Source organism: Streptomyces sp. NPDC050549, from assembly GCF_040655035.1.
Taxonomy (GTDB): Bacteria; Actinomycetota; Actinomycetes; order Streptomycetales; family Streptomycetaceae; genus Streptomyces.
The window spans coordinates 125,967-143,839 of record NZ_JBFAJD010000003.1 but is presented as its reverse complement, the minus strand read 5'-3'; the positions used below and the strand labels follow the sequence as shown (position 1 = coordinate 143,839).

Here is a 17,873-nt window from a genome sequence, read left to right as displayed (position 1 = left end):
GCCTTTCGGGGTCGGTCCGATTGCGCTGTCGGGGCCTATTTGGGGGGCCACAGGCATGATCCGCATCAAGGCTGGGGTACCCCGCAGGCCGCGCCCGAGGCCGCGAGCCCGCCGTCCACTGCGCCGGGCGCTCACTCTGGGGCTGCCCACGATGTGGGGCGCCATAGCGATCACCTACAAACTCACCTGCCCGCTCGCCCAGCAGACCGGCCTGGGCGCCCGCATCGTCACCAGCGCGGTGTTCTTCGCGGTCGGCACCGGTCTCATCGTCCAGGTCCGCCGCTCCCTGTTGCGCGAACTCCGCCAGATCCGCCAGATCGCGGGCGCCGCCCAGAACGCGCTGCTCCGCCCACTGCCACCCCGCCTCGACGGCCTGCACATCGCCGCCGCCCAGCTCTCCGCCGAGCGCGGCGCGGTGGTGGGCGGCGACCTCTACGAGGTGATCGCCACCGAGCACGGCGTCCGGGTCGTGATGGGTGACGTACGCGGCCACGGCATCGCCGCGATCGGCACGGTCGCCGCGGTCCTCGGCAGCTTCCGCGAGGCCGCCCACGACGAACCCGACCTGGAGGGCGTCCTGCGCCGCCTCGACCGCGCGCTCGCCCGCCACCTGCGCGAACGCGCCCGATCGGAACACCCCGCGTCGGGCGCGCCCGACCCCGACGGTCCGGTGGCCGAGGAGTTCGTCACGGTACTGCTGCTGGAGATCGGCAGGGACGGCGAGGTGCGGGGGCTGAATTGCGGTCACCCGTGGCCGTACCTGCTGAGCGGCACGGGTGTCGAACCGCTCGTCCGGGCGGACCCCCTTCCGCCCCTCGGCCCGTTCCCGCTACCGACTGAGTTGCCGTCCGTCTGCTGCGGCCAACTCCTGCCGGGCGAGGCGCTGTTCCTGTACACGGACGGAGCGGAGGACGCCCGTGACGCGCGGGGCCGTTTCTTCCCGCTGGTGGATGCGCTGGCAGAGGTGGTGGGTCAACACCCGCTCCCGGTACCGCAGTCGGTACTGGGCTCGGTCTTCACGGCCCTCCTGAGTCACACAGGAGGCACCCCGACGGACGACGTGGCGATACTCGTCCTCCGCAATGACCGCAAGCCGGCGTGTCCCCACCAAGGGACGCGGGGAACTGCGCTACCAGCCACAACGCGCCCGCAGCCGACAAACCACCGATAGTGACCCCGCGTTGCCCAGTGCAACGCAAAGCCGGGCCGCCGCACTTACGAGGGGGAGCCGGCGGCCCGGCCGGCCTCTTGCGAGGCAATCCAGTCAACCGGTTGGAAACTCTCCGCAACAGCGCGCACACACCCCGGATCCACGCACTCCGTTCACACCCCGTGTGAACCCAACCGCACTACTCTGTCCGCACCGAGTCACCGGGGGGCCATCCATGCAGCCCAACACACTTCTCGACGCCATCCTGGACGAGGCGGGCATCTCGCACGCGGGACTCGCCGCACATGTGAATCAGGAGGGCCGGGCCCGAGGCCTCGCACTCCGGTACGAACACACAGCCGTGGCAAGGTGGTTGAAGGGCCAGCGGCCCCGAGGCCAGGTTCCCGACCTGATCTGCGAGGTGCTCGCGACCCGCCTGCACAGGCCTGTCACGCTCGACGACATCGGTCTCGGCGTACCCGGCGAACCCTCCACCCCGCACGGCACCTCCCTCTCCGGCTTCGTCGAGCGGGCCACCGCCCTGTGGCGCTCCGACGAACAGCAGCGCCCGCACATCCTCGGGGCGCCCGCTGTCACCGGAACCCCCGCCGTGATGCCGGTGTGGGAGTGGGAGAACCCACCAGACGACGTGGACGTCTCGCGCGGCGGCCGGCACCGGGTCAGCATGGCCGACATCGAGATGCTGCGCGCGGCCCGCGCCCACTACGAGCAGATGTACCGCAAGGCCGGCGGCGTGGCGACCCGCACCCGCATCGTCGGCTTCCTCAACTCCGAGACCGCCCCGCTGCTGCGCGGCAGCTACACCGACGCCACCGGCCGCCAACTGCATCGCGCGACCGGCGGGTTGGTGGCGATCGCGGGCATCTGCGCCTACGACTCCGACGCGCACGGACTTGCCCAGCGCTACTTCCACCAGGCGCTCAGACTTGCAAAGGCCAGCAACGACAGGGGACTTGGCGCGTACGTCATCGCGCTGCTCGTCAACCAGTCGCTGTTCATGCGGGAGTTCCGCCAGGCCGTCGCCTTCGCGGAGGCCGCGCTACGGGCCGCGGGGCGGCAGATCACCCCGGCGCTCGCCTCCGACCTGTACGCGATGCAGGCGAAGGCGTACGCGCACCTCGGCGACGGCACGAGCGCACTGTCCTGCATCAGGCGGGCCGAGCAGGCCGCCGAACGCATCCGGCGCGGATACGAACCCGACGAGACCGGCTATGTCCAGCCGGGCCTGGTCAACGTCCAGGTGGCGGAGGCGCTGCTCAGCCTCGGCGATCTGACGGCGGCGGGGGAGCACGCCACCGCGGCCGTGGACACTCCGGCGCACGACCGGGGCCGGGTGCACCGCCTCGCCATGCTCAGCCAGATCGAACTGCGCCAGGGAAACGCCGACAAGGCGGTGGCCACGGCGGTGCAGATGGCCGAGCAGGCCAGGGGGATGGAGTCCCAGCGGCTGCGCGACAGACTCCGCGCGGTGCGCGAGTACCTGGTGCGCAGCGACTGCGCGGGTACGGCCGAGGCGGCCGAACTCATCGACGGGGCACTGCGCGTACCGCTGTAGAAGGTGCCCTCGAAAGCGCCGTAGACCACAACACAGTCCCTGCTGCGATATTGCCACTTACTCGACGGAAGGTGGCAGAACCGTGCAGTGGACGAAACAGAACGAACAAACTGTGTACTCAAACCGCTGGTTCAGCGTCAATCTCGCGGATGTCGAACTACCCGACGGCCGACACCTCGACCACTTCCTCATACGGATGAGGCCGGTGGCGGTGGCGACGGTCGTGAACGAGGCGAACGAAGTACTCCTCCTGTGGCGGCACCGTTTCATCACCGACAGCTGGGGGTGGGAGCTCGCGGCCGGCGTCGTCGAGGACGGCGAGGACATCGCGCTCGCGGCCGCCAGGGAACTGGAGGAAGAGACCGGCTGGCGGCCGGGGCCCCTGCACCACCTGATGAGCGTGGAACCGTCCAACGGGCTCACGGACGCCCGGCACCACATCTACTGGGCCGACGAGGGCGAGTACACCGGACACCCCGTGGACGATTTCGAGTCGGACCGCCGGGAATGGGTACCGCTCAAACTCGTACCCGACATGGTCGCCCGCGGGGAGGTCCCGGCCGCCAACATGGCGGCCGCGTTACTGCTGTTGCACCACTTGAGGCTGGGGGAGGATGCAGCGCCCCGAAGGGGCGCGGGGAACGGCGCGACCAGCCGCAGCGAACCCGCAGCCGATCGACCGGCCTACGACCGCTAGCGTCCCAGCGCCTGCCAGACAGTAACGGCAAGCGCACCCACGGCGGTCAGCGCGGCAATGGCCGGCAACGGCCACCGCGTGTGCTCCAGTGCAACGATGCGCGCGCTCAGATCATCCACTTCCTTGTCGGTCTCCTCGGTGCGATGGCTGAGCAGGGCCAGCCCTCCCTCGACCCGCGCGTAGGCGACGTCGAGGCGGCGGCGTAACTCTGCGAGTTCTCCATGTACCACGGGATGCTCGGGGTCGGCGGTCACGTGTCCGCTCCTTTCCGTAGTCGGAACATCCCTTGCATGCGCATGAAGAGTCAACTCGCCTGGTGGACACCGGGGGAGAGTGTGCGAGCGGCATATGCGGGCCCGGCGCGCACACGGTGTGTGAATGCCGCGGGCCCGGCACTCCGAAGAGCGCCGGGCCCGTAACGGCCGCGACATCACGGTGAGTTGCCGCGCGGTGCGCGCTCAGCCGTAGGTGTAGAACCCCGAGCCGGACTTCCGGCCCAGCCGTCCCGCGTCGACCATGCGCTGGAGCAGCGGGGGAGCGGCGTACAGCGGCTCCTTGTACTCCTCGTACATCGAGTACGCGACCGAGGCGACCGTGTCCAGGCCGATCAGGTCGGACAGCTTCAGCGGGCCCATCGGGTGGGCGCAGCCCAGCTCCATGCCGTTGTCGATGTCCTCGCGGCTGGCGATGCCCGACTCGAACATCCGGATCGCGGACAGGAGATAGGGGATCAGCAGCGCGTTGACCACGAAGCCGGAGCGGTCCTGGGCACGGATCGCATGCTTGCCGAGCACCTTCTCGGTGAACAGCTGGGCGCGGCTGAGGGTGCCCTCGGAGGTGGTCAACGCCGGGATCAGCTCGACGAGTTGCTGCACCGGGGCCGGGTTGAAGAAGTGGATGCCGATGACCTGGTCGGGGCGCGAGGTGGTGACCGCGAGCCGCACCAGCGGGATCGAGGAGGTGTTGGAGGCGAGGATCGCGTCGGGGCGGGTCACGACCTGGTCGAGCACCTGGAAGATCTCGGTCTTCACCTGCTCGTTCTCGACGACGGCCTCGATGACGAGGTCGCGGTCGGCGAACTCGCCGAGGTCGGTGGTGAAGCTGAGCCGCGCCTGCGTCTGCTCAAGCTCCTCGGCGGAGATCTTGCCGCGCTCGGCAGCCTTGGACAGGGAGTTGAACAGCCGGGTCCGGCCGATCTCCAGGGCCTCGCCGGTGGTCTCGGCGACCTTCACGTCCAGGCCGGCGCGGGCGCACACCTCGGCGATACCGGCGCCCATCTGGCCGCAGCCGACCACTCCGACGCGCGAGATGTCTCCCGACGGGATGTCCGTCACATCGTCCCCTTCGCTGCTTCTGTGGGCTCTGGTAGAAACCCGTTGTCCGGAGTCTGCTCCGATCGTGCACGTTACCCGCAAGTATCGATGATCGATCGCCGGGGTCGGGCATCCTGGGGCGCGGAGACGATCCGTGACCGCACGGATCCACAGCGTATGGGGGTGTACGAATGGGGCGATTGTCACGTCGGGCGTTCGCGATGGCGGCGCTGTCGACCCTGGCGACCACGGGCAGTGCGGCGGCGGACACCGGGCGCGCGCCGGCAACGGCCGGGCGTCCGCGCGTGGTCACCGAGATGCGGGGCGTGTGGCTGGCGACGGTGGCCAACCGCGACTGGCCCTCCCGCCCGGGCCTGACCGCCGCGCAGCAACGCACCGAACTGATCGCCCACCTCGACACGGCGGTCCGTGACCGGCTCAACACGGTGATCTTCCAAGTCCGGCCCACCGCCGACGCGTTGTGGCCCTCGCCGTACGAACCCTGGTCCCAGTACCTGACCGGCACCCAGGGCGTCGCCCCCGGCTGGGATCCGCTGAAGACGGCCGTAGCGGAAGCGCATGTGCGGGGGCTGCAACTGCACGCCTGGTTCAACCCGTACCGCATCGCCAACAACACCGACCTGACGAAGCTCGTCGCCTCGCACCCCGCGCGCAAGCACCCCGACTGGGTCGTGACGTACGGCGGCAAGCTCTACTACAACCCCGGGCTGCCGCAGGTCCGCCTCTTCGTCGAGAACGCGATCCTCGACGCGGTGCGCAAGTACCCCGTGGACGCGGTCCACTTCGACGACTACTTCTACCCCTACCCGGTCGCCGGCCAGACCTTCGACGACGACGCGGCGTACGACAAATACGGTGGCGGCTTCAGCGACCGGGCCGCCTGGCGCCGCGACAACATCGACAAACTGATCCGCGAGACCGCCGCCCGCATCAGGCAGACCCGCCCGGGCACCCGCTTCGGCATCAGCCCCTTCGGCGTGTGGCGCAACGCCGCGACCGACCCGCGCGGCTCCGACACCACGGCGGGGGTGCAGACGTACGACGATCTCTGCGCGGACACCCGGAAGTGGGTGCGCGAGGGCTGGATCGACTACATCGTTCCCCAGCTGTACTGGAACATCGGCTTCGCCCCCGCCGACTACGCGAAGCTGCTGCCCTGGTGGGCGGCGGTCGCGCGCGGCTCGAAGACGCGGCTGTACGCGGGTGAGGCGCTCTACAAGGCGGGCGACCCGGCGCAGCCCGCGGCCTGGCAGGACCCAGCCGAACTCTCCCGGCACCTCACCCTCGCCGACCGCTACCCGGAGGTCGGCGGGCATGTCTTCTTCGCCGCCCGGGACGTCGCGGTGGACCCGGTCGGAGCCATGGCGCGGGTAATCGCCGACCACTACGGGCAGCCGGCGAAACCCCCGCGCTGATCTACCGTTCCGTGTCCTGGTGCCTGACCTCGCAGTCGGGGCCGGGTGACATCACGGCCTCGTGCCCGTCGGGGAAGCGGACGCGGTAGGGCGGTTTGCCCTCCCTGCCCATCACCTCGACGACCTCCGAGACCTGGTCGTGCAGGCCGACCACCCTGCCGTGCTGAACGAGCCTGTCGCCAACGGTCGCACGCATCTGTAGCGCCTCCTCACCGAGTACGGGAGCAGCGGTCCATCCCTTCGAGTCTACGGCGGCCCGCCCGGCCGGGACCGGGTCGCGCACGTCCCTCAACTCCGGGCCCGCTGGGTGACGGCGATGCACACCAGCACGGCCGCCGCCGTCAGCGGAGCGGCCACCGGCAGGTGCTCACCCAGCAGGAACACCGACCACACCAGCGTGAGCAGCGGCTGCGCCAACTGCAACTGGCTGGCCTTCGGGACCCCGATCGCCGCCATGCCCCGGTACCAGACGACGAGCCCCAGGAACTGCGAACCGGCGGCGACCCACAGCACCCCGGCCACACTGTGCGCGGTGAGCTGTGGGGTGTCGTACGACAGCGCGATCGCGGCGGCGGGCACGCTCAGCGGGAGGCACAGGACCAGCGCCCAGGCGATGACCTGCCAGCCGGGCATCACCCGGGCCAGTCGGCCGCCCTCGGTGTAGCCGGCCGCGCAGACCAGCAGGGCCGCGAGGAGATACAGGTCGGCGCTGGTCAGCGCGCCGCCGCTCTGCTGGATCGTGAAGGCGAGCACCGCGCCGGCGCCCGCGAGCGCGGCCGTCCAGAAGGTGCGCGAGGGGCGGACGCCGGTGCGCAGCGCGGACAGGGCCGCCGTCGTCAGGGGCAGCAGGCCTACGACGACTGCCGCGTGCGCGGTGGTCGACGTCTCCAGCGCGAGCGTGGTCAGCATCGGGAACCCGACCACCACTCCGGCCGCGACGACGGCCAGCCCGGCCCAGTGCCGCCGGGCGGGCGCCGGCACGCGCAGCGCCAGCAGGCAGCCGCCCGCCATCAGCGCGGCGAGGACGCAGCGCACGGCCACCAACGACCAGGGGCCGAAGCCTTCGAGCCCCCAGGCGGTGGCGGGGAAGGTGAGGGAGAAGGCGATCACGCCGAGGGCGGCGAGGACCGTACCGGCGGGGGTTTTCGCCGCCCTGGCCGTCCCGGTGGTGATGGTCGGGGCGGTGCTGACCGCTATCGTCCTCGGTGCAGTAGCGCTATCGTATGCTCTCATGCAAGAGCGTAGCAGTGTCGGTGAACTGGCGAATCATCTACGACGTGAACTCGACCGCTACTCTCCCGGTGGAAAGCTGCCATCGAGTCGGGCGCTCGTCGAGCGGTTCCGGGTGAGCCCGGTGACCGTCTCGCGCGCCCTCGCACAGCTGACCGCCGAGGGACTGGTGGTCACCCGCCCGGGCGCCGGCGTGTTCCGGGCCGCGCCCCGCCCCGCCACCGCAGCCACGGGTGACACCTCCTGGCAGGAGGTCGCACTCGGCGCGGACGCTGCCGCCGACGTCGTACCGCGCACGGTGGACGCGTCCGCGGTCCTGGCCACGCTGGCCGTTCCGCCGCCCGGGGTGATCGAGTTCAACGGCGGGTATCTGCATCCGTCACTGCAGCCCGAGCGGGCGATGGCCGCGGCCCTGTCCCGGGCCGGGCGCCGCCCCGGCGCCTGGGGCCGGCCGCCCATGGAGGGCCTGCCGGAACTGCGCGAGTGGTTCGCGCGCGGCATCGGCGGACCGGTCACCGCAGCCGACGTCCTCGTCAGCGCGGGCGGACAGACCGCACTGACCACCGCACTGCGCGCGCTGGCGCCCCCCGGCGCCCCCGTCCTCGTCGAATCCCCCACCTATCCGGGCATGTTGGCGATCGCGCGGGCGGCCGGTCTGCGCCCGGTCCCCGTGCCGGTCGATGCGGACGGCGTACGTCCCGCCCTGCTCGCCGACGCCTTCCAAGCGACCGGCGCCCGGGTGTTCGTCTGCCAGCCCCTCTTCCAGAACCCGACCGGCGCCGTCCTGGCCCCCGCCCGCCGCCGGGAGGTCCTGCGCATCGCCCGTGACGCGGGCGCCTTCGTCATCGAGGACGACTTCGTACGACGGCTGGTGCACGAGGACGCGGGACCGCTGCCGCCCCCGCTGGCCGCCGACGACCCCGACGGAGTCGTCGTCCACGTCGGCTCGCTCACCAAGGCCACCTCACCCAGCTTCCGGGTCAGCGCGCTCGCCGCGCACGGACCGGTACTGGAACGCCTGCGCGCCATCCAGGTCGTCGACACCTTCTTCGTCCCCCGCCCACTCCAGGAAGCGGCCCTCGAACTCGTCGGCTCACCGGCCTGGCCACGCCATCTCCGCGCCATCTCGGCCGAGTTGAAGACCCGCCGGGACACCATGACGGTGGCCCTGCGCCTGGAACTCCCCGACTTCTCCCTCCCGCACATCCCCTCCGGCGGCTACCACCTCTGGCTCCGCCTCCCCGCAGGCACGGAGGAACAGTCCCTGACCACCGCCGCCCTCCGCGCGGGCGTCTCCCTCACCCCCGGCCGCCCCTACTTCAGCGCCGAACCCCCGGCCGCCCACATCCGGCTGAGCTTCGCGGCGGTCGCGGGGACGGGGGAGATCATGGAGGGGGTACGGCGACTACGGGCGGCTTACGACGAGGTGCTCTGACACGGGGCAGCGCCAGGCCCGCGCCACCTGCCAAAACCGCTCGACACCCGTACTCCTGGCCTGCAAGTCTCCCGCCATGAACGACATCCCGAGCCTCCCCGGCGGCTACGAGTTCTCCGCCGACACCGCCCGCGTCGACCTCGACCGCGTCCACCACTGGCTGTCCACCGACGCCTACTGGGCGAAGGGCCGGCCCCGCGAGCAGCACGAGCGCGCGGTCGCGTCCTCGCTGAACTTCGGGGTGTACGACATGGCTTCGGGGGAGCAGGTGGCGTACGCGCGTGTGGTGACCGACGGGGCGCTGTTCGCGTGGCTGTGCGACGTGTACGTGGATCCGTCGGCGCGCGGCAAGGGCATCGGGACGGCGTTCGTCGCCGCCGTACGCGAGGAGCTACGGCCGTTCGGAGTGCGCCGGGTCCTGCTCGCCACGCACGACGCCCACGGGGTGTACGAGAAAGTCGGATTCAAGCCACTGGAACGGCCCGATCGGTGGATGGCCCTGTATTTCGAGTGACTTGTCCGCCTGGTCCTGACTTCGAAGTAAGGCTTCGCCCACCCTGGGTAACTCTCATCCGGCCCCCCTTGACCTGCGTACTTCGGCGGGATCACGATCGCCGCATGCAACTTCGGGTCACGTTCGTCGCCGCCGCGCGCAGCTCCCCGCTGCTCGCGGAGCGCTTCGAGGACGACCGGCCGCTGGACCAGGCGGGCTGGGACGAGGTGCAGCGCGCCGCCCCGATACTGCTGCCCCTGGCGGCGGCGGAGCTGCGCTACTGTTCGCCGACTCCGCGCAGCCGCACCACCGGCGACGGCCTCGGCTACACCCCGCTGGTGCAACTCGCCCTGCGGGACTGCGACATGGGCCGCTGGCGCGGGCTGACGCTCGGCGAGGCGATGGCCCGCGAACCGGCACTGGTGGACGCCTGGCTCGCCGACCCGCGCTCCACCCCGCACGGCGGCGAGTCGCTGCTCTCCTTCATCTCTCGGGTGGGCGGCTGGCTGGACACCCGGCCCATCGAGGACGGCGACCGGATAGTCGCCGTCGCCGAACCCTCCGTCATCCGGGCCGCGTTGGTCTACGCCCTCAAGGCCCCGCCCTCCACCTACTGGAACATCGACGTACGCCCCCTGTCCACGACCACCGTCACCGGCAGTGCAGGCCGCTGGAACCTGCGCTTCGACGGAGCGGCGGTTCAGTCGAGACGGGTCTGAGCCGTCGGCCAACTACAAGGAGATTGGCCCGGGTTCAACCCACGCGCACGTAGTCCGTGCTGAGCACCAGGTCCTTCGCGGGACCGCCCACCCGCCACACGGTCCGCCACCGGTCCGCGTCCAGGACCGTGAACTCGCCCCGGTACAGGTCCGCCGAGCAGGGATGGTCGGCGACATACCGCCCCGACGTCAGATCCAGCGTGTGGAAGGGGCGCCCGTCGCCGAAGCGCACATCGGCCGTACCGGGCGCCGGGCCGGGCAGGAACCACAGCGTCCGCTCGGCGGGACGGGCCACGCCCCGCCAGATGAAGGTGCCCGACTCGGCGTGCAGCAGGCCCTCTTCGGCCGGCGCGCTGAACACGGTCGTACCCGAGAACTCGCCCTCGTCCCCGCTCGCCAGATCCCGCACCGTCCGTCGCACCTGCCAACTCCCCGACAGATACGCCAGCACATCGGGAACCGGCCAGAACTCACCCACCGTCATCCCTTCCTGCGCCACCGGCGCCATCCGTCCGGCGAGTCGGCGGGAGCCTTCCGCTCCGCCTGCGCCCGGATCTCGTGGTGCGACGTGTGACTCGTGGTCCGGAAGGCCTCCTCGTACGCGGCCAGGGCGCCGCCGATCGCGCCCCCGGCGGTGCCACGGCGGCGGATCCGCCGGGCGAGCAAGGCGAAGAACCCCAGCGTGACGGCGAGAAAGCCGAACAGGACGAGGTACGGCAACAACGCGGACATGCCTTCGACCCTACGTCCCCGCCCACACCGGTCCCATTGACGTGCTCACGACCCTTGCCTATCTTGCCGTTCGAAGTGCTGACCGACGTCCGATATATCGAACTGGACATTCGGGCATCGCGCACGATCCGATACGAGCCGCGGAGTATCCATGTCACGCACCAGCCGTACCCGCCTGAGACTTGCCCTCGGGGCAAGCGCTTTCTTGTTGGCGACGGCCGTCGTCCCCGCCCCTGCCCGCGCCGCCGACGTCACCGACTACGCGATCACCGTCGACCCGGGCACGCGGGGCGCCGCGATCGACAAAACGATGTACGGCGTCTTCTTCGAGGACATCAACCGAGCGGCCGACGGCGGCCTGTACGCCGAACTCGTCCAGAACCGGTCCTTCGAGTACTCCACCGACGACAACAAGTCGTACACCCCGCTGACCGGTTGGACGGTCGCCGGTACGGCCCAAGTGGTGAACGACGCCGGCCGCCTCAACGAGACCAACCGCAACTACCTTTCCCTGGCGGCCGGTTCGTCGGTCACCGACGCCGGCTACAACACCGGCATCGCGGTCGAGGACGGCGAGAAGTACGACTTCTCGGTGTGGGCCCGCGCCGACAGCGGCACCACGCTCACCGTGAGCCTCCAGGACACCGGCGGAACTCTGGCGACCGCCCACCGGGTCGCCGTACGGAAGAACGGCTGGGCCAAGTACAGGGCCACGTTCACCGCGACCCGCACCAGCACCGCGGGCCGCCTCACCGTCGCCTCCTCGGCCGCGACCGCTCTCGACATGGTCTCCCTCTTCCCCCGCGACACCTACAAGCACGAGCCGAACGGCCTGCGCAAGGACCTCGCCGAGAAGATCGCCGCCCTGCACCCGGGCTTCGTGCGCTTCCCCGGTGGCTGCCTGGTCAACACCGGCTCCATGGACGACTACAGCGCGGCCTCCGGCTACCAGCGCAAGCGCTCCTATCAGTGGAAGGACACCGTCGGCCCGGTCGAGACACGCGCCACCAACTCCAACTTCTGGGGCTACAACCAGAGTTACGGCCTCGGCTACTACGAGTACTTCCGCTTCGCCGAGGACATCGGCGCGATGCCGCTGCCCGTCGTGCCGGCCCTGGTGACCGGCTGCGGCCAGAACAAGGCCGTCGACGACCCCGCGCTGCTGAAGCGGCACATCCAGGACACCCTGGATCTCGTCGAGTTCGCCAACGGCCCGGTCACCTCGAAGTGGGGCAGGCTGCGCGCCGAGATGGGTCACCCCAAGCCCTTCCACCTCACCCACATAGAGGTCGGCAACGAGGAGAACCTCCCCGCCGAGTTCTTCGCCCGCTTCACCCAGTTCCGCGCCGCGATCCAGGCGAGGTACCCGTACATGACGGTGATCTCCAACGCGGGCCCGGACGACAGCGGTTCGACCTTCGACACGGCCTGGCAGCTCAACAAGGACGCGCATGTCGACATGGTCGACGAGCACTACTACAACAGCCCGCAGTGGTTCCTGCAGAACAACGACCGCTACGACTCCTACGACCGCACCGGCCCGAAGGTCTTCCTGGGCGAATACGCCTCCGGCGGCAACGCGTTCAAGAACGGCCTCGCCGAAGCGGCCTACATGACCGGTCTGGAACGCAACGCGGACGTGGTCAAACTCGCCTCCTACGCGCCGCTGTTCGCCAACGAGGACTACGTCCAGTGGCGCCCGGACCTGGTCTGGTTCAACAACCACGCGTCGTGGGGCTCTGCCAACTACGAGGTCCAGAAGCTGTTCATGAACAACGTCGGCAGCCGGGTGGTGCCGTCGACTGCCACCGGCACACCGTCACTTGTCGCCCCGATCTCCGGCGCGGTGGGTCTGTCGACCTGGGCGACGAGCGCGGCGTACGACGACGTGAAGGTGACGGCGGCCGACGGCACGGCGCTGCTCTCCGACGACTTCTCCGGTGACGCGACCCAGTGGACCCATACGGGAGGCGGGAGCTGGAGTCTTCGGGACGGGCAGTACGTCCAGACCGACACCGCCGCCGAGAACACCATGGTGTCGGCGGGCGACCCGGCCTGGCACGACTACGACCTGCATGTGAAGGCCACCAAGAAGGCAGGGAAGGAAGGCTTCCTGGTCGCGTTCGGCGTCAAGGACACCGGCAACTACTACTGGTGGAACCTGGGCGGCTGGAACAACACCCAGACCGCCGTCGAACAGGCCGTGGACGGCGGCAAGTCGACGCTGATCGCCAAGCCGGGGACCATCGAGACGGGCCGGGCCTACGACGTCGACATCAAGGTGAGGGGTCGCCAGGTCACCCTGTACCTCGACGGGCAGGAGTGGGGGAGCTTCACCGACGACAAGCCGGCCGAGCCGTTCCGCCAGGTCGTCACCAAGGACACGAAGACCGGTGACCTGATCGTCAAGGTCGTCAACGCCCAGTCCTCGGCGGCCCGTACGGCGATCGACCTCGGCGGCGCCAAGGTCGCGTCCAGGGCGAAGGTGACCACGCTCGCCGCCGCGCCCGACGCGGTGAACAGCGAGACGGCCACGGCGGTCGCGCCGGCCGGCTCGACCTTCAAGGGCGTTGCGGACAAGTTCAGTTACACGTTCCCGGCGAACTCGATCACTTTCCTGAGGATCAGGCAGAAGTAGCTTCGGCCTCCGTGGTGGGCTGCTGTCCCAGTGGCAGCAGCCCACGCTCGGCGAAGACCTTCTTCGCGGCGAAGGTCGCGTTCAGGGCCTTCGGCATACCGCAGTACACCGCCGAGTGCGTCAGGGCCTCGACGATCTCCTCCGGCGTGAGGCCCACGTTCAGTGCCGCGTTCACATGCACATCGAGCTGGGCCTCGCAGCCGCCGAGCGCGGTGAGCATGCCCAGCGTCACCAACTGGCGGTCGCGCGGCGCGAGTCCGGGACGGTCGTAGATCTCGCCGAAGGCCCAGGCGACGACCTGGTGGCCCAGTTCGGGGTTGATGTCGGCGAGCGAGTCGACGACCCGCTGCCCGGCCTCTCCGTCGACCCGCTTCAGGACCTCCAGGCCGTGGGTGAACCGCTCTTCACGGGTGGTGCTCGTGCTCATGTCAGCTCGTCCGATCCCTGCTGCTCGTGCTCGTATTCGAGTTCGTCGAGGAGCAGCTGTTCGTAGTGGTCGATCTTGTGGTCCAGCACCGCCGCGTTGCGGCGCAACGCCCTTATCCGGTCGGCGAGTTCGGCACGGTGCTCGCGGAGCATCGCCAGCCGGTCGGGGACCGTGGTGATCCCCGCCGCCCGCAGCGCCGCGAACCGCTGCATGTCGGCGATCGACATGCCCGTCTCGCGCAGCCGCAGCAGAAACTCCAGCCAGGCCAAGTCGGCCGCCTGGTACCGCCGTTGGTTGCCGGTGCTCCGGCCGACCCGCTCGATCAGGCCGGCCTTCTCGTAGTAGCGCAGGGTGTCGTGCGAGAGTCCGGTGCGTTCGGCGACCTGGGCGATGGTCAGGGTGGGTGCCCGGTCCCCATGGAGGGGGTTCGGCGGCTGTCCGCTGCTCATGAACACAACCGTAGAACCTGGAGCACGCTCCAGGTCAAGCCCTGCCGGGGATCAGCTGCCGAAGTAGGCCTGAGCTGCGCGAACGCCCTCGACCAGGGCATCGACCTCGTCCGGGGTGTTGTAGACGTAGAAACTCGCCCGGGTCGTCGCCGGGATGCCGTAGCGGCGCACGATCGGGCGGGCGCAGTGGTGTCCGACGCGGACGGCCACGCCCCGCTCGTCCAGGATCTGCCCGACGTCGTGCGGGTGGATGCCGTCGACGGTGAAGGAGACGGCCGAGCCGCGGTCGGTGAGGTCGCGGGGGCCGACGATCCGTACGCCGGGAACCTCCTGGAGCAGTCGCAGCGCGCGGGCGGTGAGCCGGTCCTCGTGGGCCGCGACCTCGCTCATGCCCAGTTCCTCCAGATACTCCACGGCCGCGGCGAGCCCCACGGCCTGGGAGGTCATCGGGACACCCGCCTCGAAGCGCTGCGGCGGCGGCAGGAAGGTCGTGCGGTCCATCTCGACGACCTCGATCATCGAACCGCCGGTGAGGAACGGCGGTAGTCCGGCGAGGAGTTCACGCCGTCCCCACAGCACGCCGATGCCGTTCGGGCCGAGCATCTTGTGCCCGGAGAAGGAGAGGAAGTCCGCGCCCAACTCCCGTACGTCGACCGGGCGGTGGGGCACCGACTGTGCGCCGTCGACCACGACCAGGGTGCCGAACCCGTGCGCGCGGTCGGCGAGTTGCCGTACCGGATTGATGGTGCCGAGGACGTTCGACTGGTGGGTGACGGCGAGGACCCTGGTGCGTTCGTCGAGCAGTTCGTCGATCCGGGTGAGGTCGAGGCGCCCCTCGTCGGTCAGGCCGAACCAGTCCAGGGTCGCGCCCGTGCGCTCCGCGAGCTGCTGCCAGGGCACCAGGTTGGCGTGGTGTTCCATCTCCGTGACCACGATCCGGTCGCCGGGGCCGATCCGGCCGGCGTTGCCCAGCGCGTAGGCGACCAGGTTGATGCCCTCGGTGGTGTTCTTGGTGAAGACGATCTCGTCGTCCCGGGCCCCGACGAACCGGGCCACGGTGTGCCGGGCGCCCTCGTACGCCTCCGTCGCCTCGCCGGCCAGCTGGTGCGCGCCGCGGTGCACGGCCGCGTTGTGCGTGAGATAGAAGTCCCGTTCGGCGTCCAGGACTTGAAGGGGTTTCTGGGTGGTGGCGCCGGAGTCGAGGTAGACGAGCCGGGCGCCGCTGTCCATCGTTCGCTCCAGGATCGGGAAGTCCTTGCGCAGCGCGTCCACATCGAAGCCCACGGCATCTCGCCTCTCACGGTTTAACTCTTGATTCTCCGTGAGGAACGCTAGAACTCCTCATGGAGAATCGCAAGCATTACCATGAGGCCGTGGATTACGACGCGCCCGTCTACCTGCACCAGCTCCCGGTCCCCGGCGAGGAGCGCTACCTCTCCCTGGCCCTGGTCAACACGCGCTTCGCGCTCAGCCACGGCACGGTCGACCTGCTCGACGGCGTCGAGGCCGCCCATCTCTGGCTCGTACGCCATCAACTGCTGCCCGACCGTGTGGTGTTGAACGGCCGACAGTCCGGTCGGCTCCTCGCCCTGCGCGAGTCCCTGCGCTCCCTCTTCGAGGCATACGGCGACGGTCGTGCCCCGTCCGCCGAGAGTCTCGCCGCCCTCAACTCGGCTCTGGCGGCGGCCCCTTCGACCCCTCGGCTGGTCTGGCCCGCCGACGGCCCGCGCCGGGCCGACGAGCCCGACACCGGCAACCCGGCGGCGGCAGCCCTCTCCCTGCTCGCCGAGGACGCCACCGACCTGCTCACCGGACCCGAGGCCGAACAGCTCACCCCGTGCGCCGCCCGGGGCTGCACCCGCTGGTTCCTGCGCTCGCACGGGGCCCGGCGCTGGTGCACGACCAGATGCGGGAACCGGGTTCGCGCGGCGCGGGCCTACGCGGCCAAGAGGGAACGAGCGGACGAGTGCGACCGGACGATCGCCGACTGAGACCGCGGGCGCCTCACGGTCGCGGGAGACGGTGCCAGTAGTGGCCGATGAGGTAGTGGGTGGGCACGAGCGTGACCCAGAAGCACATGGCCGCCGTCGTGTCGACGTAGGCCAGCGGAATGGACAGGGCGAAGACCAGCGCGCTGGTACCGAGCTGGGCGGTGAAGCGGCGGCGGGCCACCGCGGCCGGTGACTCGGGCGAAGGGTGCACCTGGCGTTGTGTGAGCAACAGCAGGGCCACGTGAACCCCGTGGATCGCGGTCATGGCACCCGCGTAGAGGGCGACGGCTTCGGGATGGGAGGCGTACTCGGCCAGCAGCCCGGTGGGGAAGGGGAGCAGGGCGACCAGGCCGAGACCCAGCAGTATCAGGTGCGTGACCAGGGTCGTCTCGGTGGGCAGCGCGGTGAGGATGCGCCGGTGGTCGCGCCAGAACCCGGAGAGGAGGGAGAAGCTCAGCGCGAAGGCGCCGATGCTGGGCAGGGCCTCGCCGAGGGCTTTGTGGAAGCCGGCGTCGTCCAGCTGCGCGGGGACGGCCACGTCGATGACGAGCAGTGTCATCGCGATGGCGTAGATGCCGTCGGACAGGGCGATCAGTCGGGTCGGGCCGGGTTCGTTCTCCTGCGGGCGGGTCTCTGCCACTGGCTCCGTCATGGCGACGAGAGTATGGCGTCGTGCGGCGCCGTGACGTGTGGGGGCGGGGCGTCGGTTGTGTGACGTCATCCGCCGGGAGTGCCCGAGCCGCGCCTGCACCGCATGCCGATCGGGCTCACGCGCCGGGCCGCCGCCGAGGCGCCGCGTCAGGAGGAGCGGGCCAGGACGCAGAACTCGTGGCCCTCCGGGTCGCACAGGCACTTCCAGGGGACATCGCCCTGGCCGACGTCGAGGTCGGTGGCGCCGAGGGCTCGTAGCCGGGTCGCCTCCGCCTCCTGGTCGTCACTCGGGTACCGCAGCAGGTCGAGATGGACACGGTCCGGCACGGTCTTCACGCCGGGTGTGCGGAGGAACTCGAAATACGGGCCGTCGCCCTTGGGGGAGCGGAACGTCGCGTGGTCGTCGCTCACCCCGTGCGGCGTCCAGTCCGTCGCCCCGCCCCAGAACCGGGCCATGGCCCGCGGATCCACACAGTCGATCACCACGGCGGCGATCGGCCCGGTGTCCCGGTAGATCTCCCTGGGTTCCAGCACGCAGAACTCGTTGCCCTCCGGATCCGCGAGCACCGTCCACGGCACCTCGCCCTGGCCCACGTCGACGGGCGTCGCGCCGAGCGAGCGCAGGCGCGCGATCAGCTCCGCCTGATGGGCGGCGGAGGTGCTGGCGAGATCGAGGTGTACGCGGTTCTTCGTCGCCGTCTTGGGTTCCGGTACGGCGATGACGTCGACGCAGACACCGACCGGGTCGAGCCAGTCGAAGCCGGCGGGTTTGACGGCCGTCGCGCCGGGTTCCGCGCCGGCAGGGGTCCAGCCGAGCGCCTTCGCCCAGAACCGGCCGACCGCCGAGTCGTCGACGGCCTTGATGTTCACCAGAACCGGTCGCAGCGTCATGCCGGCGATCCTATTCAGCCGCTCTCCGTACCCGCAGCCCTGGAT

At 70.3% G+C, this 17,873-nt stretch carries 19 protein-coding genes and 1 pseudogene; 9 read left to right on the top strand and 11 right to left on the bottom strand.

Annotated features, from left to right (window positions below):
• The first annotated feature begins 151 nt into the window (after positions 1-151).
• The 3 genes and pseudogenes from AB0I51_RS06755 to AB0I51_RS06745 all read left to right on the top strand — a co-directional run.
• Positions 152-1,171: a PP2C family protein-serine/threonine phosphatase gene (locus tag AB0I51_RS06755; RefSeq protein ID WP_362972523.1), complete on the top strand. Its 1,020-nt coding sequence runs from the start codon at positions 152-154 to the stop codon at positions 1,169-1,171.
• A gap of 214 nt (positions 1,172-1,385) precedes the next feature.
• Positions 1,386-2,726 carry a transcriptional regulator gene (locus AB0I51_RS06750; protein WP_362972144.1) on the top strand — a complete coding sequence of 447 codons (1,341 nt, stop codon included), beginning with the start codon at positions 1,386-1,388 and terminating at the stop codon, positions 2,724-2,726.
• An 82-nt stretch (positions 2,727-2,808) separates the two neighbouring features.
• Positions 2,809-3,351, top strand: a pseudogene (locus AB0I51_RS06745) (NUDIX hydrolase); the annotation flags it as partial.
• 68 nt (positions 3,352-3,419) lie between these two features.
• Here AB0I51_RS06745 and AB0I51_RS06740 read toward each other — a convergent pair.
• Both AB0I51_RS06740 and AB0I51_RS06735 read right to left on the bottom strand, forming a co-directional pair.
• Positions 3,420-3,677 carry a hypothetical protein gene (locus tag AB0I51_RS06740; protein WP_019066269.1) on the bottom strand — a complete coding sequence of 86 codons (258 nt, stop codon included), beginning with the start codon at positions 3,675-3,677 and terminating at the stop codon, positions 3,420-3,422.
• A gap of 204 nt (positions 3,678-3,881) precedes the next feature.
• Positions 3,882-4,757: a 3-hydroxybutyryl-CoA dehydrogenase gene (locus AB0I51_RS06735; RefSeq protein ID WP_362972141.1), complete on the bottom strand. Its 876-nt coding sequence runs from the start codon at positions 4,755-4,757 to the stop codon at positions 3,882-3,884.
• A 170-nt stretch (positions 4,758-4,927) separates the two neighbouring features.
• On the opposite strand from AB0I51_RS06735, the gene AB0I51_RS06730 reads away from it, so the two are divergent.
• Complete coding sequence (locus AB0I51_RS06730) at positions 4,928-6,172, top strand: family 10 glycosylhydrolase (protein WP_362972139.1); 1,245 nt, start codon at positions 4,928-4,930, stop codon at positions 6,170-6,172.
• Position 6,173: 1 nt separating this feature from the next.
• Here AB0I51_RS06730 and AB0I51_RS06725 read toward each other — a convergent pair whose 3' ends face one another.
• Both AB0I51_RS06725 and AB0I51_RS06720 read right to left on the bottom strand, forming a co-directional pair.
• Positions 6,174-6,368, bottom strand: coding sequence for a DUF1918 domain-containing protein (locus tag AB0I51_RS06725; RefSeq protein WP_362972137.1), 195 nt, complete (start codon positions 6,366-6,368; stop codon positions 6,174-6,176).
• A 92-nt stretch (positions 6,369-6,460) separates the two neighbouring features.
• Positions 6,461-7,405, bottom strand: coding sequence for a DMT family transporter (locus AB0I51_RS06720; RefSeq protein ID WP_362972135.1), 945 nt, complete (start codon positions 7,403-7,405; stop codon positions 6,461-6,463).
• On the opposite strand from AB0I51_RS06720, the gene AB0I51_RS06715 reads away from it, so the two are divergent.
• From AB0I51_RS06715 to AB0I51_RS06705, 3 genes are all read left to right on the top strand, one after another.
• Positions 7,404-8,837: a PLP-dependent aminotransferase family protein gene (locus AB0I51_RS06715; protein ID WP_362972133.1), complete on the top strand. Its 1,434-nt coding sequence runs from the start codon at positions 7,404-7,406 to the stop codon at positions 8,835-8,837. The genes AB0I51_RS06720 and AB0I51_RS06715 overlap by 2 nt on opposite strands.
• A gap of 76 nt (positions 8,838-8,913) precedes the next feature.
• On the top strand, positions 8,914-9,351 hold the full coding sequence (locus AB0I51_RS06710; RefSeq protein ID WP_362972131.1) for a GNAT family N-acetyltransferase: 438 nt from the start codon (positions 8,914-8,916) through the stop codon (positions 9,349-9,351).
• A 104-nt stretch (positions 9,352-9,455) separates the two neighbouring features.
• Positions 9,456-10,049: a histidine phosphatase family protein gene (locus tag AB0I51_RS06705; RefSeq protein ID WP_362972129.1), complete on the top strand. Its 594-nt coding sequence runs from the start codon at positions 9,456-9,458 to the stop codon at positions 10,047-10,049.
• 34 nt (positions 10,050-10,083) lie between these two features.
• On the opposite strand, the gene AB0I51_RS06700 is transcribed toward AB0I51_RS06705, so the two are convergent.
• A complete protein-coding gene (locus AB0I51_RS06700) occupies positions 10,084-10,527 on the bottom strand; it encodes a DUF6314 family protein (protein ID WP_362972521.1) in 444 nt (147 codons plus the stop codon).
• A gap of 2 nt (positions 10,528-10,529) precedes the next feature.
• Positions 10,530-10,781 carry a hypothetical protein gene (locus tag AB0I51_RS06695; RefSeq protein WP_362972127.1) on the bottom strand — a complete coding sequence of 84 codons (252 nt, stop codon included), beginning with the start codon at positions 10,779-10,781 and terminating at the stop codon, positions 10,530-10,532.
• A gap of 151 nt (positions 10,782-10,932) precedes the next feature.
• Between AB0I51_RS06695 and AB0I51_RS06690 the strand changes: the two genes are divergently transcribed.
• Positions 10,933-13,419, top strand: a complete 2,487-nt coding sequence (locus AB0I51_RS06690; protein ID WP_362972125.1) for an alpha-L-arabinofuranosidase C-terminal domain-containing protein — start codon at positions 10,933-10,935, stop codon at positions 13,417-13,419.
• Here AB0I51_RS06690 and AB0I51_RS06685 read toward each other — a convergent pair.
• From AB0I51_RS06685 to AB0I51_RS06675, 3 genes are read right to left on the bottom strand one after another with little or no spacing between them, the layout of a single operon-like run.
• Entirely contained in the window at positions 13,406-13,846 is a 441-nt protein-coding gene (locus AB0I51_RS06685) for a carboxymuconolactone decarboxylase family protein (protein WP_362972123.1), read from the bottom strand. The genes AB0I51_RS06690 and AB0I51_RS06685 overlap by 14 nt on opposite strands.
• Positions 13,843-14,295 (bottom strand): MerR family transcriptional regulator, encoded by a 453-nt coding sequence (locus AB0I51_RS06680; RefSeq protein ID WP_362972121.1) that lies wholly within the window; start codon positions 14,293-14,295, stop codon positions 13,843-13,845. The genes AB0I51_RS06685 and AB0I51_RS06680 overlap by 4 nt, the downstream gene beginning before the upstream one ends.
• Positions 14,296-14,346: 51 nt before the next feature.
• Positions 14,347-15,579, bottom strand: coding sequence for a cysteine desulfurase (locus AB0I51_RS06675; RefSeq protein WP_362972119.1), 1,233 nt, complete (start codon positions 15,577-15,579; stop codon positions 14,347-14,349).
• An 89-nt stretch (positions 15,580-15,668) separates the two neighbouring features.
• On the opposite strand from AB0I51_RS06675, the gene AB0I51_RS06670 reads away from it, so the two are divergent.
• Entirely contained in the window at positions 15,669-16,286 is a 618-nt protein-coding gene (locus AB0I51_RS06670; protein WP_362972118.1) for an ABATE domain-containing protein, read from the top strand.
• 13 nt (positions 16,287-16,299) lie between these two features.
• On the opposite strand, the gene AB0I51_RS06665 is transcribed toward AB0I51_RS06670, so the two are convergent.
• Both AB0I51_RS06665 and AB0I51_RS06660 read right to left on the bottom strand, forming a co-directional pair.
• On the bottom strand, positions 16,300-16,938 hold the full coding sequence (locus AB0I51_RS06665; RefSeq protein ID WP_362972116.1) for a TMEM175 family protein: 639 nt from the start codon (positions 16,936-16,938) through the stop codon (positions 16,300-16,302).
• Between the two features lie 146 nt (positions 16,939-17,084).
• Positions 17,085-17,828: a VOC family protein gene (locus AB0I51_RS06660; protein ID WP_362972114.1), complete on the bottom strand. Its 744-nt coding sequence runs from the start codon at positions 17,826-17,828 to the stop codon at positions 17,085-17,087.
• Positions 17,829-17,873 lie beyond the last annotated feature (45 nt).

Coding starts and splice junctions, on each gene's coding strand:
- AB0I51_RS06755 (WP_362972523.1), top strand. CDS start 152: ATGTGGGGCGCCATAGCGATCACCTACAAACTCACCTGCCCGCTCGCC.
- AB0I51_RS06750 (WP_362972144.1), top strand. CDS start 1,386: ATGCAGCCCAACACACTTCTCGACGCCATCCTGGACGAGGCGGGCATC.
- AB0I51_RS06730 (WP_362972139.1), top strand. CDS start 4,928: ATGGGGCGATTGTCACGTCGGGCGTTCGCGATGGCGGCGCTGTCGACC.
- AB0I51_RS06725 (WP_362972137.1), bottom strand. CDS start 6,368: ATGCGTGCGACCGTTGGCGACAGGCTCGTTCAGCACGGCAGGGTGGTC.
- AB0I51_RS06715 (WP_362972133.1), top strand. CDS start 7,404: ATGCAAGAGCGTAGCAGTGTCGGTGAACTGGCGAATCATCTACGACGT.
- AB0I51_RS06720 (WP_362972135.1), bottom strand. CDS start 7,405: ATGAGAGCATACGATAGCGCTACTGCACCGAGGACGATAGCGGTCAGC.
- AB0I51_RS06710 (WP_362972131.1), top strand. CDS start 8,914: ATGAACGACATCCCGAGCCTCCCCGGCGGCTACGAGTTCTCCGCCGAC.
- AB0I51_RS06705 (WP_362972129.1), top strand. CDS start 9,456: ATGCAACTTCGGGTCACGTTCGTCGCCGCCGCGCGCAGCTCCCCGCTG.
- AB0I51_RS06695 (WP_362972127.1), bottom strand. CDS start 10,781: ATGTCCGCGTTGTTGCCGTACCTCGTCCTGTTCGGCTTTCTCGCCGTC.
- AB0I51_RS06690 (WP_362972125.1), top strand. CDS start 10,933: ATGTCACGCACCAGCCGTACCCGCCTGAGACTTGCCCTCGGGGCAAGC.
- AB0I51_RS06685 (WP_362972123.1), bottom strand. CDS start 13,846: ATGAGCACGAGCACCACCCGTGAAGAGCGGTTCACCCACGGCCTGGAG.
- AB0I51_RS06680 (WP_362972121.1), bottom strand. CDS start 14,295: ATGAGCAGCGGACAGCCGCCGAACCCCCTCCATGGGGACCGGGCACCC.
- AB0I51_RS06665 (WP_362972116.1), bottom strand. CDS start 16,938: ATGACGGAGCCAGTGGCAGAGACCCGCCCGCAGGAGAACGAACCCGGC.
- AB0I51_RS06660 (WP_362972114.1), bottom strand. CDS start 17,828: ATGACGCTGCGACCGGTTCTGGTGAACATCAAGGCCGTCGACGACTCG.